Source organism: Streptomyces sp. NPDC004284 (assembly GCF_042874035.1).
Classification (GTDB): Bacteria; Actinomycetota; Actinomycetes; order Streptomycetales; family Streptomycetaceae; genus Streptomyces.
Genome location: NZ_JBIAMJ010000013.1, coordinates 192,144 through 207,639, shown reverse-complemented (window position 1 = coordinate 207,639; position 15,496 = coordinate 192,144). Strand labels below are relative to the sequence as shown.

Annotated in this window: 16 protein-coding genes and 1 pseudogene; 11 read left to right on the top strand and 6 right to left on the bottom strand. The window is 72.7% G+C overall.

Annotated features, from left to right (window positions below; translation table 11 throughout):
- Positions 1-1,252: 1,252 nt before the first annotated feature.
- The gene (locus ACFYUS_RS28745) at positions 1,253-1,570 is read right to left on the bottom strand and encodes a hypothetical protein (protein ID WP_388858267.1); all 318 of its coding nucleotides are present in this window, start codon (positions 1,568-1,570) and stop codon (positions 1,253-1,255) included.
- Between ACFYUS_RS28745 and ACFYUS_RS28740 the strand changes: the two genes are divergently transcribed.
- From ACFYUS_RS28740 to ACFYUS_RS28725, 4 genes and pseudogenes are all read left to right on the top strand, one after another.
- Positions 1,469-2,200, top strand: a complete 732-nt coding sequence (locus ACFYUS_RS28740; RefSeq protein WP_388858255.1) for a DUF6480 family protein — start codon at positions 1,469-1,471, stop codon at positions 2,198-2,200. The two genes, ACFYUS_RS28745 and ACFYUS_RS28740, sit on opposite strands and share 102 nt — an antisense overlap.
- Positions 2,201-2,421: 221 nt before the next feature.
- Positions 2,422-3,510 (top strand): SDR family NAD(P)-dependent oxidoreductase, encoded by a 1,089-nt coding sequence (locus ACFYUS_RS28735; protein ID WP_388858172.1) that lies wholly within the window; start codon positions 2,422-2,424, stop codon positions 3,508-3,510.
- A complete protein-coding gene (locus ACFYUS_RS28730) occupies positions 3,470-3,925 on the top strand; it encodes an SRPBCC family protein (RefSeq protein ID WP_388858169.1) in 456 nt (151 codons plus the stop codon). Before ACFYUS_RS28735 ends, ACFYUS_RS28730 begins: the two co-directional genes overlap by 41 nt.
- Positions 3,912-5,146 (top strand): annotated as a pseudogene (locus tag ACFYUS_RS28725) (phytoene desaturase family protein). Before ACFYUS_RS28730 ends, ACFYUS_RS28725 begins: the two are co-directional and overlap by 14 nt.
- Before the next feature lie 368 nt (positions 5,147-5,514).
- Here the strand turns inward: ACFYUS_RS28725 and ACFYUS_RS28720 are convergent.
- The gene (locus ACFYUS_RS28720) at positions 5,515-5,799 is read right to left on the bottom strand and encodes a hypothetical protein (protein ID WP_388858166.1); all 285 of its coding nucleotides are present in this window, start codon (positions 5,797-5,799) and stop codon (positions 5,515-5,517) included.
- A gap of 319 nt (positions 5,800-6,118) precedes the next feature.
- Between ACFYUS_RS28720 and ACFYUS_RS28715 the strand changes: the two genes are divergently transcribed.
- The gene (locus ACFYUS_RS28715; RefSeq protein WP_388858163.1) at positions 6,119-6,679 is read left to right on the top strand and encodes a hypothetical protein; all 561 of its coding nucleotides are present in this window, start codon (positions 6,119-6,121) and stop codon (positions 6,677-6,679) included.
- 15 nt (positions 6,680-6,694) lie between these two features.
- Positions 6,695-7,327 carry a hypothetical protein gene (locus ACFYUS_RS28710; RefSeq protein ID WP_388858160.1) on the top strand — a complete coding sequence of 211 codons (633 nt, stop codon included), beginning with the start codon at positions 6,695-6,697 and terminating at the stop codon, positions 7,325-7,327.
- 679 nt (positions 7,328-8,006) lie between these two features.
- Here ACFYUS_RS28710 and ACFYUS_RS28705 read toward each other — a convergent pair.
- Entirely contained in the window at positions 8,007-8,330 is a 324-nt protein-coding gene (locus ACFYUS_RS28705; RefSeq protein ID WP_388858157.1) for a plasmid stabilization protein, read from the bottom strand.
- A 75-nt stretch (positions 8,331-8,405) separates the two neighbouring features.
- Here ACFYUS_RS28705 and ACFYUS_RS28700 point away from each other — a divergent pair, with 75 nt between their 5' ends.
- From ACFYUS_RS28700 to ACFYUS_RS28680, 5 genes are all read left to right on the top strand, one after another.
- Entirely contained in the window at positions 8,406-9,071 is a 666-nt protein-coding gene (locus ACFYUS_RS28700) for an alpha/beta fold hydrolase (RefSeq protein ID WP_388858154.1), read from the top strand.
- Positions 9,072-9,575: 504 nt separating this feature from the next.
- Positions 9,576-10,310 carry a D-Ala-D-Ala carboxypeptidase family metallohydrolase gene (locus ACFYUS_RS28695; RefSeq protein WP_388858151.1) on the top strand — a complete coding sequence of 245 codons (735 nt, stop codon included), beginning with the start codon at positions 9,576-9,578 and terminating at the stop codon, positions 10,308-10,310.
- Positions 10,311-10,496: 186 nt separating this feature from the next.
- Positions 10,497-12,248 (top strand): glycoside hydrolase domain-containing protein, encoded by a 1,752-nt coding sequence (locus ACFYUS_RS28690; protein WP_388858148.1) that lies wholly within the window; start codon positions 10,497-10,499, stop codon positions 12,246-12,248.
- Between the two features lie 204 nt (positions 12,249-12,452).
- Positions 12,453-12,710, top strand: coding sequence for a DUF6400 family protein (locus ACFYUS_RS28685; RefSeq protein ID WP_388858145.1), 258 nt, complete (start codon positions 12,453-12,455; stop codon positions 12,708-12,710).
- Positions 12,694-12,924: a hypothetical protein gene (locus ACFYUS_RS28680; RefSeq protein ID WP_388858142.1), complete on the top strand. Its 231-nt coding sequence runs from the start codon at positions 12,694-12,696 to the stop codon at positions 12,922-12,924. Before ACFYUS_RS28685 ends, ACFYUS_RS28680 begins: the two co-directional genes overlap by 17 nt.
- A gap of 2 nt (positions 12,925-12,926) precedes the next feature.
- On the opposite strand, the gene hypE is transcribed toward ACFYUS_RS28680, so the two are convergent.
- From hypE to ACFYUS_RS28665, 3 genes are read right to left on the bottom strand one after another with little or no spacing between them, the layout of a single operon-like run.
- Positions 12,927-13,967 carry a hydrogenase expression/formation protein HypE gene (gene hypE, locus ACFYUS_RS28675; RefSeq protein ID WP_388858252.1) on the bottom strand — a complete coding sequence of 347 codons (1,041 nt, stop codon included), beginning with the start codon at positions 13,965-13,967 and terminating at the stop codon, positions 12,927-12,929.
- A gap of 25 nt (positions 13,968-13,992) precedes the next feature.
- Positions 13,993-15,177: a hydrogenase formation protein HypD gene (hypD, locus tag ACFYUS_RS28670; RefSeq protein ID WP_388858139.1), complete on the bottom strand. Its 1,185-nt coding sequence runs from the start codon at positions 15,175-15,177 to the stop codon at positions 13,993-13,995.
- The gene (locus tag ACFYUS_RS28665; protein ID WP_376591192.1) at positions 15,174-15,491 is read right to left on the bottom strand and encodes a HypC/HybG/HupF family hydrogenase formation chaperone; all 318 of its coding nucleotides are present in this window, start codon (positions 15,489-15,491) and stop codon (positions 15,174-15,176) included. Before ACFYUS_RS28665 ends, hypD begins: the two co-directional genes overlap by 4 nt.
- Positions 15,492-15,496 lie beyond the last annotated feature (5 nt).

Here is a 15,496-nt window from a genome sequence, read left to right as displayed (position 1 = left end):
CAGGCCGGAGTGCAGCCAGAACGAGATACCGGCATGGCGAGGGTCGTACGGTCGCTTGGTCAGGTCCGAGGAGAGGTCCATGCGCGTCAAGGCGTACGCCCTCCGACGTGGACCTGGGATGACGGCCTCGCGTGGGCGGATCGGCTCCTTCGCTCGGGACCGCATGCCCGCTGGAGAGCTCCTGGCGTGGGCAGTTCGACGAGGAGGCCGATGAAGTGACCTTCTTCGGCCCCCTGAGGCTGCTGCCACGCGGTACCCCGCCGAGATCGATGGAACCGGTGTAGTCGTGCGCTGGTTCCCGAGGCCCACGGCGTTCCGCCAGGGCTGGTCGGTGAGTGTCAGGGGGATGCCGAGGCCTTCGCACAGCCGGCGCACCCGTGCGCGCACGCCGAGAGAGGCGGCGCTGACCGGGCCGGCCGCCATGTGCGGACGCACGCCCCTCGGCCGGCAAGCGAGTATCGGACGTCGTGCGTGCGGCGCCATGGCGGCACGGGAGGCGGCATCGAGATCGGCCGGGACGCTCAGGGCCGGCGTCGGGCCCTCGTCGGTGTGCTCCACGAGCATGGACGCTGCCTTCCGTCGGACCGACACACGCCGGCATCCCGAAGAGGGAGGTGCGGGGATGTCGGGGGTGGGAAGACCGGGTCATCGGATTCAAGTGGTGATGGGGGTCGTCACCATGGCGTCAACGACCTGGGCCGGGGAGGAGGTCCCGGCCGTTCGACCGGCGGAAGAACCAACCTTCCGGGTGGGAAGGAAGCGCACGGATGTACGTCTACCGGTCTTCTGGCGGTCCTACGTCACGCCTCCCAGTCTGTGCCTGATTGTCCGGTGGCCCCTGACAGCCGGCGGACGACCCGGCCCCCGACCGGCCCGCTCGCCTGTGGGGCGCGGTGGGCCGTGCCTTTCCTCGGGGGGAGAGATCGTGCTCGGCACGAAGCTGGAGCACACGGTCGAGGGAAGCGTCCCTGCCTTGAGTCCGTTCTCCGGTCTCCATGTCTCCGGCTGGGCGGTCGCGGCCCGGGGCGTTCAGACCCTGGTCCTTGCCCACCGGCAGGACTCGTACGGCTGCGCATGGCGCCGGGCCTGCCCGGCGCGGCTTTCGCTTGGCGTGCTCGCCCGCTTGGTTCGGCCGGGGGAGTCCCTCGGCCGAGGGTTCGTCGGTGCCTCGCGCGTCGAGTGCGGTCCCGTGGACGTCGAGGCGGCCCGCCTGGCCTAGCGGCGTGACGGGGGTCCCGGGCAGTCGGGCTGGTCACCGTGGCGACAAGGCTGGCACCCTCGTGCGGCGGGCCTTGTTCCGGAGGGGGTCGATGAGCCTGTGTCCATGTCTCAGAAGTACATCGTCCACGAGGAGCCGGCGGTCCGTACGGCTTCCCAGCGCATCGCGATGGTCGACCTGGCTCCGTTCGGCTTCCCGGGCCTCCACGAGCAGGTATGGCTCGGGGTCCGCGAGGACGGCCTGTTCGTCATGCAGTGCGTGCCTTTCCGGATCTACGGGCTGAACCTCTTCGACGTGGTGCGCCTGGACGAGGACGACATGCTCGTCGAGGTCGTGGAGAAGGGCGGCCACCGCACGCTGCGGGCGCTGCTCAGGGCGGGCCTGGAGCCCCGGGTCTTCCAGGAGGTCGCCGGCGGCATCGCCTCGCGGGCCCGGGCGGGGGCTTCGCCGTCGAGTGGAGCGGCGAGCGCCACGTGGCGATCGACGTGCCCGCCGACGGGGACTCGGCTTCTCCGGTGGCGTTCATGGACGCGCACGAGGAGGCCGGGACGCTGTTCTGGGAGTGGAGCGACTCCCAGCCGTTCCACGGCCCCTGGCGATGCCCCTCGCTCCGGCCGCATCGCCGGAGCGTGCCGAGGTCAGGTGGCTCGGCCGACCGCGAGTTCCCGGGACATGACGTTGCAGGGGCTGCTCGCCCGACCAGCGCCCGTCGCGCGGCATGACGGGGCGGGATCAGGGGAGCAGCAGAGTATGGCTACCAACGATCCAGACCCCGACCCGCGCCGTACCACCGGGTTGACCAGCGGCGGCGCGGTACCCCCGGGTGAGACACCACCTGCAGAATCCGGCACAGGGACAGGCACAGGCCCTCACAGGTCGCCGAAGCGCGGCTGGGCGGGTGTGCCCTTGGCCCTCATCATCGGCTTGGCCGTCCTGGTGGCGTTGTTCTTCCTGGCATACGGCATCGTCGTGGCGCTGTGACCTCTCTTCCGAGCGCCGTACCGAACGGGTGGCGTAGGAGGGGCAGCGAGCCCTCTGCCCGGCGGGGCCCGTCGCCCGCGCGGGTTCGGAGCCGGTCGCGGTGCCGTGGGCCGGCCCGGTGTCATTCCGCGCCACGGCTGCGACCTCCACCGCCGGTTCGACAGACGAATCGGAATGGTCACCACCGGCTTGGAACGGCTGAAACCGGTGACACGAGGTGTATGAGGTTTCAGCGCGCGCAGATGCCCGGAGCCGTGGTCGTGGTGACGGGTGCGTCGAGCGGGATCGGCAGGGCCATCGCGATCGCCTCCGTCACGCGCGGTGCGAGGGGCGTCCTGACCGCCCGCAGCGCGGGGGCACTGGCCCAGGTGGCACGGCAATGCGGCGGCGCGCGTCCTCGGGCGGAGGCTGCACGGGTGTGCGAGGACGTCACGGACGAGGGCGCGTCGGCGTGTGTCGCTCACCTGGCCATCGTCGGGTTCGGCCACATCGACGTCTGGGTGGACGCGGCCGGGATCGGTGTGCTGGGCACGATCGATGAGGTGCCGTACGCCGATCCGTTCCGGGCGGGGGACGTGAACGCATGGGCCGCCGCGAGGGACGCCCGTGCAGCGCTCCCGTACATGCGCAGCCGGGTCCAAGGCGTGCTGATCGATGTCTCCTCCGTCCTCGGAGGGGTCGTTCAGGCGCCCTGCATGGGCGTATACGCCGCCTCCGAGGCCGCCCTCACCAGCCTGGACGAGACCCTTCGCCAGGAATTGCCTCCGACCGGCGCCCGGGGCATCGCCGTCTGTACCGTGCTGCCCGCCGGCGTCGGCACCCCGTTCTTCACCCACGTGGGCAACCGCCCTGGGCGGCGCCTGCGGGCCCTGCCCCCGACCGCTGCGCCCGAGCGCGTGGCGCGCGCGGTCGTCCGTACGGCCGCGCATCCGCGACGACGGGTCCTGGTGGGCCCGGGAGCACGGATACTCCCCTGGTCCCACGCGGTGGCTCCCCGGCTCGTGGGGCGGGCCGTCGCCTGGCGCACGGAGCACGGCTACCTCGACGCGCCCGATACGGCACCGGACACCACCGGCACGTTGTACGAGCCGTGCGACGGCGCCGCCGCGGTCCACGGTGGGGCTCATGCGTCGCTGCGCGCGCTGGGGCGCCGGGCCGCCGCGGCCACGGTGGTCGGGGCCGCGGGCGTCGTCGGCGGCCGCACAGTGCGCCGCCGCCGACGACCTCGTTCCGGACGAGGTGTCTTCCACCTGCGAGGAGGTCGCACCCATGGCACGGTGGCACCGTCTCATACACGCCACGCCCCATGACGTCTGGTCCGTCCTGAGCGACCCGCGCCAGTACGGCCGCTGGGTCGTGGGAGCCCACCGGTCCTGGCCACGGGGCGGTGGATGGCCCGCGGAGGGCGCGGAGCTCGGGTACGCCCTCAAAGCCGGCCCTTGGACGTACCACGGCCGCACCGTCTCTCGGCGCTGTGAACCGCCGCACCGCCTCGAACTGGAGGCCAAGACCGGTGTCGGCAGTGCCAGGATCGCGTTCCGGATCGAGACCTGGGGCGAGGACACCCTGGTCGTGGTGGACGAGCATCCCCTGGTGGGCCCGGTGACCAGCTGGCACAACGCAGCCGTGGACGTCCTCCTGCGCTGGCGCCACCGGAGCATGCTCGCCCGACTGAGCGAGGTCGTCGAATCCCCTGCGGAAGCAGAGACCCGTGGCCACGCCTGACGCCGTCGTCATCGGCACCGGCCCCAACGGCCTGGTGGCCGCCAACCTCCTCGCCGACGCCGGCTGGCACGTCGTGGTCCTGGAGGCCCAGGACGAGCCCGGCGGCGCGGTGCGCAGCGACAGGGGCGTCCATCCCGGCTACGTCCACGACCTGTTCAGCGCCTTCTACCCGCTGGCCGCCGCCTCGCCCGCCATCCGGGAACTCGCCCTGGAGCGGTACGGGATGCGGTGGAGCCGGGCCCCGGCCGTCGTCGGTCACCCGCTGAGGGACGGGCGCTGCGCGGTCCTCGGCAGCGACCCGGACGAGACCGCGGCCTCCCTGGCCGCTTCCACCCGGACGACGCACGTGCCTGGCGCCGCCTCCACCGCCTCTGGCAGCGCTACGGAGACGATCTCGTCGGCTGCCTGTTCGCCCCCTTCCCACCCCTGCGGTCCGGGCTTCGGCTCGCTGCCCGCACGGGCGTCGCCGGAGGGCCGCGCTTGTCCCGCGACATGCTCCCGCCCGCCCACCGCTTCGGCGAGGAGCACTTCACCGGCGAGGGTGGGCCGCTCCTGATCGCCGACAACGCCCTGCACACGGACCTGGCACCGGAGTCCGCGCCGGGCGGCGGATTCGGCTGGCTGATGTGCACGCTCGGGCAGCTCCACGGCTTTCCCGTCCCCGTCGGGGGAGCCGGCGGCCTCACCGACGCCCTCGTACGCCGGCTACGGGCGCGCGGAGCCGTCCTCGGCCAGATGACCACCGCCGATCCCACCCGCTCCCCCGCCGGTACCGAGTCGGCCCGGGGCTACACCCGCGTGCCCCAGCGCATCCGCTCCGACGCCGGAGACGACGGGATCCTCGGCTCCTGGAGCGACCGGGAGAAGGAGGTGGTCGCCGCCCGGGTCGAGGCCGGCGTCGAGCTCCTCGCCCCGGGCTTCCGCTCCACGATCACGGCCCGCCGCGTCCTCGCCCCACCCGACCTGGAACGCCTCGACCCCGCCCTGGTGGGCGGCGCCGTGAACCAAGGCACCACCCGAACCCGACTCCACCAGCAGCTCCTCTTCCGCCCCCTGCCCGGCACCGGCCGCCCCGGCACACCCGTCCGCGGCCTCTGCCTCGCCTCCGCCACCGCCCACCCCGGCGGCGGCGTCCACGGCGCTCCGGGCGCCCACGCGGCCCGGGCAGCCCTACGAGCCCTCCACGTACCGCGCCGCGCGTTCCGCCGCTCGACCGCGTAGGCGCACTCACCGTGGCTTCCCCTCCCCGACGAGCGGCCGTTCCGCCGGCTCCAGGCCGCCCGCGACGGGCACCACTGATCCGCGGAGCCGGCAGCTCGCAGGCCCGGACGTCGTCACCGGCCGCGACCGCGGATCCGAAGGCGCTCCCGTACGAACACGGCCTGACGTGTTCCGCCCCCTCCGCAGCGCTCTGATCGCCTCGGGACGCTTCCCCATCAGGAAGCCGTTCGCCGGCGGCCTCGAAGCACACGCCTGGGCGCTCGCCACGGCACCGCGCGGGCAGGACCAGGGCGTCTCCCTCCACCTCCAGTACCGCCCCGTGCAGGACCCGCCGGTCCGGCACCTCCAGGACGGCCGTTCCAGCACCCTCATGCCGGCTCCTCCTCCGCGGCGACCTGCTCGGGCGTCCGCCCGCTGCGCGCCGAGCGTGCCCGCCGCGGGTCAGGCGTGCCGCCCTTCGCGGTGTGGCCGCGCCTGACCAGCAGCCACGGCTCCCGCTCTCCGTCCGAGCCCCGACGGAACCGGGTGAGTGCCCGATCGCCGTGCAGCCTGTGCCCGGCCAGCCGGAAGGAGGCGTGCCCGGCGTCGAGCGCCTGAGCGAACGGGATCTCGTGGCCGTGCTGGTCGGTGCCGCGGTTCCGGTGGCTGCCCACGTCGTGGATCCGGACCACGAAGCCCGGCGCGCTGTCGGACTCGGCACCGCGCTTCCCCCCTTGGGCTCGCGGGTCCTGCGGAAGTCCCGTTTCCTTCGGTACTCCGTCGGCGTGTCAGGTCCGGACGTCGTCATTCCGCCTCTTCGGCATCCGCGTGCACCCCGTGGATCCGTTGCCGACACGTGTTCGGCGTGACGGCTCCGATGCGGGGTGGCAGCCGTCGCGGCAGGGGGAAGAGCGAGCCTTGTCGGCCGTTTCTCTTTCCCTCCGGCGGGCAGCCGCAGGAGCAGAGACCCGTCACAGTCAAGGGGGCCGGGTCATGTCCACAGGAACACTTCTGGCCATCATCATTCCGATCGCGGTCGTGATCGTCCTGGTCACGCTGGCGATCGTGCTGGACCGACGCAGGCGGAGCCGCCTGCGGGAGCGCTTCGGCCCCGAGTACGACCGCACGGTCGACGAGGCGGGCGGCCGCCGTGCGGCCGAGTACGACCTCGGCAGCCGCGAGAAGCGGCACGAGTCCCTCGACATCCGGCCGCTCGCCCCCGGTATGAGGGAACGCTACGCACGCGAGTGGCGCGGGGTGCAGGAGCAGTTCGTCGATCGTCCCGAGTCGGCGGTCCACGACGCGGACCGGTTGGTGACCGCCCTCATGCGAGAGCGCGGCTATCCCACGGACGACTTCGACCAGCAGACCCGGGACCTGTCCGTCGAGCACGGAAACACCCTGGAGCACTACCGCGCGGCCCACGAGGTCGAACGGCTCGACTCCGACCACCCGGCCACCACCGAGCAACTGCGCGGGGCGATGATCCACTACCGGGTCCTCTTCGACGAGCTGCTCTCCAACGGCAACCGGCCCGGCTCCGGCCGGTCCTGAGAGGCGGACTCCGCCATGCGCGACAACGACACAGCCGAACCGGAGCCGGCAGGCACCGGCCGGTCGGCCGACGGCATCGCCCCCTCGTCCGAGCGGAAGTCGGCCCCCGAGACGAACCGGGCCCAGGGCGCCCGAGGCGCGGGCAGGGCTCCCCAGTACCCCGGTGAGGCCACCGAGCCCGACGAAGCAGGGCCGGCCGACGGGGACGCCGTCACGAAGAGCACGACGGGCACGGACACTTCCACTCACGCCGAGAGGGGCGTCAGCACTGCGTCTGTCCTGGATGAGCGCTCGGTCGACGATCTGCCGCAGCTGTTGAGCGCCGGCGACGAGGAGACTTTCCGGACACGCTGGCACGAGCTGCAGAGCCAGTTCGTGGATGACCCGCGCCAGGCCGTGCACGAGGCCGACTCGCTCGTCGCGGACGTGATGCAGAAGACGGCCGCCGCCTTCGCCGACCACCGCAAGTCCCTCGAAGCGCAGTGGCGGCAAGGCGAGGACGTCGACACCGAGAGTCTGCGTACGGCCCTGCGCCGCTACCGGTCGTTCTTCCACCGGCTGCTCGGCCCCGGCATCGAGGAGGAGAGGCAGGAAGCGACGCGTTCCGGCGCGGTCGACGCCGCCGGACGGGAGCGCGCGGTCGCATGAAGGGGCGGCAGGGGCGCAACGCGTCGCGGCGCCCAGCCGGCCGCACGGCCGAAGCGGGGCTCTGCGTGCGGCCGGTGTGCTGCTGTTCACGGCCTTCCTGTGCGGCTGCGGCGCGTCGGCGGCCGCGAGGACGGCGCCTCCCGCCGACGGCCGGCGGTTCGCCGCGGCACTGGCGGCCGGGGACCACCGCGCGAGCTGCTCGCTCCCGCGACGCGTGACGAGGTCGGGGAGGACGCCAAGGGCTCCTGCGGCCCGGCCCTGCGTGACCTCGGCCTGCCGCCGGTCGGCCCGGCGCGCGGGCACCGACGTGTACGGGCGGGGCGCGTCGCTGCGGAGGGCGGGCGACGATCGGGTGGAGCACTCCGAAATCGTCGTCAAGACCGGTCGTCGGTCGACGGGAGCGGCCGGATCTGCTCCTCACGTCCGATACCCGGTCGCTGACGTTTGAGCGTGTGGTCACCGTCGCCATGGGACTCGCCGTTGTCCGCGGCTCGCCGAGGCTCCCCGTCGCGTCGTTCACGCGCCGTCTTGTTCACCGGTGTCCGCGAACGGCGGTTCCGAGTCGCGCGCTCATTCACGTCACCCATCTTCATCACCTCCTGATCGGGCCTCCAGGACCGGGCCCCACAAGGACGTGCCCGGACATCCGGTCGGATGCCACGGGGGCGGCTCCATGTGGCTAGTGGCCGAGCTTCCGCTTGAGTTCCGCCTTGTTCATCCGAGACCGTCCGTGCAGATCGCGCCGCTGGGCCTCCGAGTACAGCTGGTCGTACGTGGGCCCCTCGGAGCCGCTGTGGGAACGCTTGCCGCCTCGACGCGAGGACGACGTGTCCTGCGTGGAGCTCTTGCTCGCCGTCTCGGACTCACCCGAGCGGGCGCGTTCCTTGTTCACGGTGCGGGAGGCGATCTCCTTCGCGCGCTTCTCGCTCTCGCCCCGGTCGATGGCGCTCTGCTTGATGTGCTCGTACTGCCGTTCTCTCTTGGCGCTTGATCCACGAGGCATGTCCTGCTCCTTCCCGACGGGCCCCGTCCGAGAGGCAGAGCCTTCTTTCCGCTGCTGCCCCTCCCACCGGGCTTCATGCAGGGGCCGCCGCTCCCGGACCCGTCTCCGGAGCACTCCGTGAACCACGCCGCTGACCCGGCTTCCCCTCGCGGACACCGGGCTCCCGCACCGACGGACCCATCGGCCAGTGGCCGCCGGCCTGAGACCGAGGCCGTGAACCCATGCCCGTTCTCGGGACACGCTTCGTGCCGACCGCCTCCAGGGCCGCGGGCGGTCTCGCCGCGCCGGCCAGGAGGAGACCGAACAGGTGGGAGAGGTCCGCATGACCACGCGCCCTCCGGAGGAACTCGCCGTCCCCGTACGAGGAGGCGACCTCGCCGTGACCCGATGGCCGGGCGAAGGGCCCGCGGTCATCGCCGTGCACGGCATCGCGGGCAACAGCCTGTCCTTCGGCGCCGTCGCCGAGCGGCTCGGCGACATCGACCGGTACGCCCGGACCCGGGCGACCGGGCCCACAGCGCCGGTCCGCCGGCTCCCCACGGCGTACAGGCCCACGGCGAGGACGTCCTCGCCGTCCTCGATCACCTGGGCCTGCGTCAGGCGCTGCTCGTCGGCCGTTCCCTGGGGGCCTTCACCATCGCGGTGGCCGCCGCGCGGCACCCTGGCCGCTTCCCGCGCGTGGTCCTCGTCGACGGTGGCCTCGGATTCCCGATTCCGGGCGGCGCGGCCTCGACGAGGTGATCGAGTCGGTCATCGGCCCGGCGACGCGCCGGCTCAGGACGAGCTTCCCGAACGGGGACGCGTACCGCGCTCTTCCGTGAGCACCCGGCCTTCGCGGCTCACCGGGGCCCCCACGTCGAGGCGTACGTGGACCGCGACGTGACCGGCGAGGCGCCCGAGACGCGCAGCGGCTGCGTACGGGACGCGATCCGTACCGGCGGCGCGAGCCCCATCGGCACTCCCGAGACGCCGGCAGCCATCGCGGAGGCGGTGTACGCGGAGCTGACGCAGATGCAGGACCGGACCCGACGTGACACACCGGGCCGAGCATGCGTCCGATGCCGCGGAACGGCGCACGTCCGGCCCGGTGCGCGACCGGCGTCACCACGACCGTCTGCCTGCAGACGGGTTGTTCCGGAGGTCTGATCCTGTGGCAGATGGTGACGGTGTGGACACGCACCGCTTACAGGCGTCACACTCGCCTCAGCCCCTCGGCGGGGAATCAGAACTCAGGACGGAGACGAGATGCTTCGGCGCACGATCCAACTCGCCCTCTCGGTTGTCATGGTCATGGTGGCAGCGTTGGGTGGGATGCTGTCCACGGCCGGATCCGCCCAGGCCGACGAGTGCTACACCTGGGGCCGCACCCTGTCCGAGGGCATGTCGGGCTCCGACGTGACGCAGCTGCAGATCCGCGTGGCCGGACATGCGGCGTACGGCGAGGTCATCGCCGTCGACGGCGCCTTCGGCCCGGCCACGAAGGCCGCGGTGACCCGATTCCAGCAGGCGTACGGGCTGCCCGCGGACGGCGTCGCCGGTCCCCAGACGTTCAGCAAGATCTACGCCCTGCAGGACCCGGACTGCACCCCCGTCCACTTCACCTACGCCGAACTGAACAAGTGCAACTCCGACTGGTCCGGTGGGGCGGTCAGCGCCGCGACGGCCAAGGCCAACGCCCTGCAGACGATGTGGAAGCTGGAGGCCATGCGCCACGCCCTGGGTGACGTGCCGCTGACCGTGACCAGCGGATTCCGCTCGTACGCCTGCAACAGCGCGGTGGGCGGCGCCTCGAACAGCCGGCACCTGTACGGCGACGCCGCCGACCTGACCGGCAGCCCGTCGCTCTGCACGCTCGCCCAGCGGGCCCGCTACCACGGCTTCGGCGGAATCTTCGGCCCCGGCTACCCCGACCACAACGACCACACCCACGTGGACGGACGCACCAGCCGATCCTGGTCCGCGCCCAACTGCGGCGTCTGACCGGTACGTACGACACGGACGGCGGGCTCTCCCCCGGGCCGGCTCCGGCCCGGGGGAGAGCCCGCACCGCCCGCGAGGCGCGCGGCCGGCAAGGCTCCGGCCCTCCTGGCGGGCGCCGCTCATCCCTGCCCCGAGCAGAACTGCCCCACCGCTCTCCCCCTCCCCGCATCGAGTAGGAGTGTCCTGATGTCCTCCCGCATCCCCTGGCGCGTCCGTGCCGGAACGGCCACGCTGGCGGTGCTCGCCGGTGTCGGCGCGTTCGCCGCGCCCGGATCCGCCTCCGCCGCCTCCCCGCCCGGGGCCGGCCTACAGTCCGTCAGCTACCACGGCTACCGCATCGAGGTGCCCGCCGACTGGCAGGTCGTCGATCTGTCCGAAAACCCGCAGGCCTGCCTCCGGTTCGACCGACCCGCCGTCTACCTGGGCGAGCCCGCCGAGCAGAGCGACTGCCCCGCACACCTCGTGGGCCGTACGGCAGGCATCGTCGTGGAGCCCCTCACCGCCCGCTCCGCCGGACAGGCGACGGCCGCGACCGCGAGGACCCCACGCGGCAAGGCCAACGCCCCGACCGCCCCGTCCAGCAACGACACCATCCAGATCGCGGTCGAGGACGCCGGTGTGCTCGTCACCGCCGCCCACACCCCGGCGACCGAGCATCTGGTGCGGGGCGTCCTGGCCTCGGCCGAGCTCACCCCGGACGCCCGGCGCACCGAGCTGCCCCGCGCGGTCCAGCGGCCCGACGCCACCTCCCTGGCCGCGGCCGGGCCGCAACCCGGCAGCTACCTGGGCAAGGGCTTCGACACCTGCGCCGCGCCCTCCCAGGCCGCCATGAACGCCTGGCGGGCCGGCTCGCCGTACAGGGCGGTCGGCGTCTACATCAGCGGCTCCTTCCGCGGCTGCGCGCAGCCGAACCTGACCGCGAGCTGGGTGACCGGTCAGACCGGCAACGGATGGCGGCTGATCCCCATCGACGTCGGCCGCCAGGCCCCGTGCACGAGCTTCTCGCTGAAGATGTCCACCGACCCCGCCACGGCCAAGTCCCAGGGCGTCACCGCGGCGGCGGCCGCCCTCACCGCCGCGGCGAACCTCGGCATCCCCGCGGGCAGCGCCGTCTACAGCGACATCGAGGGATACGCCTCCACGGCCTCCTGCAAGGCGGCCGTGCTGTCGTACCTGTCCGGCTGGACCGAGCGGCTGCACAGCGGCGGCTATCTGTCGGGCTTCTACTCCAGCGCGTCCTCCGGCATCAAGGACGCCGCGAGCGAGTACGGCAACAGCGCCTACACGCGGGTCGACGACATCTTCTACGGCTGGTGGAACGGCGCCGCCGACACCAACACCGGTTCCTACGTCCCGTCCACCTACTGGGCCGGCCACCAGCGCATCCACCAGTACGCGGGCGAGGTCACCGAGTCCTACGGCGGCTACTCGATCAACATCGACCGCGACTACCTGGACGTGGGCACGGGCACACCGCCCGCGACCGACTGCACGGGGACGAACCTCGACCTCACCGCGTACCCCACGGTCCAGAGCGGCTCGACCGGCGACCAGGTCAAGGCGGCCCAGTGCCTGCTCAAAGCCGCCGGATACGACCCGGGCGCCCCGGACGGGGTGTTCGGCGCCTCCACGACCACCGCCACCAAGAACTTCCAGAGCGGAACGGGTCTCACCGCGGACGGAGCGATCGGGCCGAAGACCTGGACCGCCCTGCTGTCCCGCGGAACCACCCCCACCGTCCAGAACGGCTCGACGGGAGAAGCCGTCACCCGGCTCCAGCGTGCCCTGACCGCCGCGCTCGGCCGGACGGTGGCCATAGACGGCGCCTTCGGCCCGGGCACCGACCAGGCCGTGCGCGACTACCAGTCCTCACGCGCCCTGACGGTCGACGGCATCGCCGGCTCCGGCACCTGGGGCGCCCTCCAGTCGGGGAGGTGAGGAAGGCCCGGCGGGCCGCTTCCCGCACCACCGCGGACGAGCGCCCGCCGTGCCGGCCGTGGCACCGCCGGCCAACGCCTCCGCCCGTTCGGCATGAGGTGCGCCACACGGGCCCTCGAAGGCAGGTCGGGCACTTCCGCACACATCGTGCGCTCTGGTAGACGTGGTGGCGTACGTGTTCGATTCCTCCCGAAAGCCCCCTCCATGAACCACGTCCCCGACCCTCACGCCGACCTCGTCGGCTTCAGCATCGACCTCACCGTCGAGGAGGCACGTCGACGGGCCGAAGTCGTGGCGGCCCTCGGGTCCGACTGGGACCCGGTGGCCGTTCTGCGTGAGGAGGAGGCGGCGCACGCCCTGCTGTACTCGGGCCTGGACGAGGAGCAGCAGAAGCTTCACGCGATGCTGGTCGCGGCCGGTGTGCTGCCCGGGGAGGTGCCGGGCCGTGCGTCTTCCGCTTGATCCCCACGCCGATCCGGCCCGGCGGGCCTGGGTCGCGTGCCCGGGCTGCGACGACGCCCGGGACTGCGGGACCTGCCTGGACCGCCGGAACTGCCGGAGCCACTGGCGCTACCTGATCGCGAACAAGGGGCCCAGGGTCCACCTGCAGTGCCCGAACTGCACCCACATGTGGACCCTGGACACCTCCCGCGAGCGACGCGGCCGCCGGGACTGAGCTCAGCAGATCCGCGGCAGCTGCTCCCCCAGCGGCATGTCCACGATGCGGGTCCCGCCGAGTCCGGTGCGGGCCACCACCATGCCCGGATGGGTCTCGACCGCCTCGCCGATCACCGCTGCCTCGGCGCCCAGGGGGTGGGCGCGCATCGCGGCCAGTACGGCGTCGGCGTGGTCACGCGGGACGAAGGCCACGAGCTTGCCCTCGTTGGCGACGTACATGGGGTCGAGTCCGAGCACCGCGCAGGCGTTGCCGACCGCTTCGGGGACCGGGACGGCACGCTCCTGGACGACGACGCCCGTGCCCGACGCCGCCGCGATCTCGTTCAGCGAGGCGGCCAGTCCCCCGCGCGTGGGGTCGCGCAGCACGTGCAGGTCCCGCGTGACGTCGAGCATCGCCTCGACGAGGCCGCCGAGCGGTGCGCAGTCGCTGTTGATCTCGACGCCGAATTCGAGGCCCTCCCGCACGCTCATGATCGCCACGCCGTGCATGCCGATCGGGCCGCTCACGATCACCACGTCTCCGGGCACCACCCGTTGAGGGCGCAGGTCGACTCCGTCGGGGATCAGCCCGACCCCCGAGGTGTTGATGTAGACGCCGTCGCCGTGACCGGCCTCCACGACCTTGGTGTCACCGGTGACGACCTGGACGCCCGCCGCGCGCGCCGCCGCCCCGAGGGCCTGGGCGACGCGGGCGACGACGTCGGTCTCGACGCCTTCCTCCAGGATGAACCCGCAGGAGAGGTGACTCGCCCGGGCGCCGCTCATGGCGAGGTCGTTCACGGTGCCGTTGACGGCGAGGTCGCCGATGCTGCCGCCGGGGAAGAACAGGGGGCGGACCACGAAGGAGTCCGTGGAGAACGCCAGGCGGGCGCCGCCGACCCGGATCTCGGCCGCGTCGGCGGTGTGGGCGAGGGCCGGCCCGCCGTAGGCGGGCGCGAAGACGTGCTCGATCAGCTCGGCGGACAGTGCTCCGCCGCCGCCGTGGCCCATGACGATGCGCGGGTGGTCGCGCAGGGGCGCCGGGCAGGTCCAGGCGAGCATGTCGGGTGCCGGGGTGGTGCTGGTGTCAGGCAAGGGGGCTGCCCTCCAGGGAGGCGGTGACCGGGGACGGGGTGCCGGAGGCCGCGCCCGCCGGCGCGGGAGGCCGCTGTCCGGGGGTTCCCGCGTCGAGCCGCCGGTAGAGGTAGTAGGCGGCGCAGGCGCCCTCGCTGGACACCATCGTGGCGCCGAGCGGGGTGCGGGGCGTGCAGGTGGTGCCGAACGCCTCGCACTGGTTCGGTTTCAGCAGGCCCTGGAGCACTTCGCCGCTGCGGCACTCGGCCGGCTCGCGGGTGTCGATTCCCTCGACGGAGAAGCGGTGCTCGGCGTCGTGGTCGCGGTAACGCTCGGAGAGGCGCCAGCCGCTGTCCGGGATGACGCCGATGCCCCGCCAGGCCCGGTCGGTGATCTCGAAGACGTCGCTCAGCATCGCCTGGGCCGCCGGATTGCCCTCGGCCGGTACGGCGCGCTGATAGGCGTTCTCGACCGTGTGCTCGCCCCGCTCCAGCTGCAGCACGGTCCTGCGTACGCCTTCCAGGATGTCCAGCGGCTCGAATCCGGTGACCACGATCGGCACCTGGTGGCGGCGTGCGAGCTCCGGGTACTCGGCCGTGCCCATCACGCTGCAGACGTGGCCGGCGGCGAGGAAGCCCTGGACGCGGCAGTCCGGGGACCGCATGATCGCGTCGATCGCCGGGGGGACGCGGACGTGCGACACGAGCAGGCTGAAGTTGCGGATGTTCCGCTTGCGCGCCTGATGGACGGTCATCGCGTTGGGCGGCGCGGTGGTCTCGAAGCCGATGCCGAAGAACACCACCTCGCGGTCCGGGTTCCGCTCGGCGATCCTCAGCGCGTCCAGCGGGGAGTAGACCACTCTGACGTCGCCGCCCTGCCCGCGGACCTGGAAGAGGTCACGGCCCGTGCCGGGGACGCGGAGCATGTCGCCGAAGGAGCAGAAGATCACCCCGGGCCGGGAGGCGATCTCCAGGGCCTTGTCGATCATCTCCAGCGGGGTGACGCAGACCGGGCAGCCCGGACCGTGGATCAGCTCGATCCCGGACGGCAGCAGCTGGTCGATGCCGTGCCGGATGATGCTGTGGGTCTGGCCGCCGCAGACTTCCATCAGCGCCCAGGGGCGGGTCACCGTCGCGCGGATCTCGTCGAGCAGCCGGATCGCGAGATCAGGGTTCTGGAATTCGTCGATGTACTTCACGGCCGTACCTCTCCGCGGATGTCGTCCTGCGCCTGCCACTCGCTTCCCGCGGCCTCTGCGGCCTCCCACGGGTCTCCGAACTCCTCCTGGAGCAGGCCGAGGGTCTCGAACAGCTCCAGCGTCCGCCGGGCCGACTCCTCGTCGAGCTTCTGGAGGGCGAAGCCGACGTGCACGATGGCGTACTCACCGGGCTTCAGGTCCGGCAGGTACTCCAGGCACACCTCCTTGACCACGCCGCCGAAGTCGACCGTGGCCATCCGGGTGCCGTCGCGGTCCTCGACGTCCAGCACTCTTCCGGGTACCGCCAGGCACATGTGTG

What these genes read in the sequence shown, in the direction of transcription:
- ACFYUS_RS28740 (WP_388858255.1), top strand. Translation starts at nt 1,469, where the DNA reads ATGCAGTGCGTGCCTTTCCGGATCTACGGGCTGAACCTCTTCGACGTG.
- ACFYUS_RS28735 (WP_388858172.1), top strand. Translation starts at nt 2,422, where the DNA reads ATGAGGTTTCAGCGCGCGCAGATGCCCGGAGCCGTGGTCGTGGTGACG.
- ACFYUS_RS28730 (WP_388858169.1), top strand. Translation starts at nt 3,470, where the DNA reads ATGGCACGGTGGCACCGTCTCATACACGCCACGCCCCATGACGTCTGG.
- ACFYUS_RS28715 (WP_388858163.1), top strand. Translation starts at nt 6,119, where the DNA reads ATGTCCACAGGAACACTTCTGGCCATCATCATTCCGATCGCGGTCGTG.
- ACFYUS_RS28710 (WP_388858160.1), top strand. Translation starts at nt 6,695, where the DNA reads ATGCGCGACAACGACACAGCCGAACCGGAGCCGGCAGGCACCGGCCGG.
- ACFYUS_RS28705 (WP_388858157.1), bottom strand. Translation starts at nt 8,330, where the DNA reads ATGCCTCGTGGATCAAGCGCCAAGAGAGAACGGCAGTACGAGCACATC.
- ACFYUS_RS28700 (WP_388858154.1), top strand. Translation starts at nt 8,406, where the DNA reads ATGCAGGGGCCGCCGCTCCCGGACCCGTCTCCGGAGCACTCCGTGAAC.
- ACFYUS_RS28695 (WP_388858151.1), top strand. Translation starts at nt 9,576, where the DNA reads ATGCTTCGGCGCACGATCCAACTCGCCCTCTCGGTTGTCATGGTCATG.
- ACFYUS_RS28690 (WP_388858148.1), top strand. Translation starts at nt 10,497, where the DNA reads ATGTCCTCCCGCATCCCCTGGCGCGTCCGTGCCGGAACGGCCACGCTG.
- ACFYUS_RS28685 (WP_388858145.1), top strand. Translation starts at nt 12,453, where the DNA reads ATGAACCACGTCCCCGACCCTCACGCCGACCTCGTCGGCTTCAGCATC.
- hypE (WP_388858252.1), bottom strand. Translation starts at nt 13,967, where the DNA reads ATGCTCGCCTGGACCTGCCCGGCGCCCCTGCGCGACCACCCGCGCATC.
- ACFYUS_RS28665 (WP_376591192.1), bottom strand. Translation starts at nt 15,491, where the DNA reads ATGTGCCTGGCGGTACCCGGAAGAGTGCTGGACGTCGAGGACCGCGAC.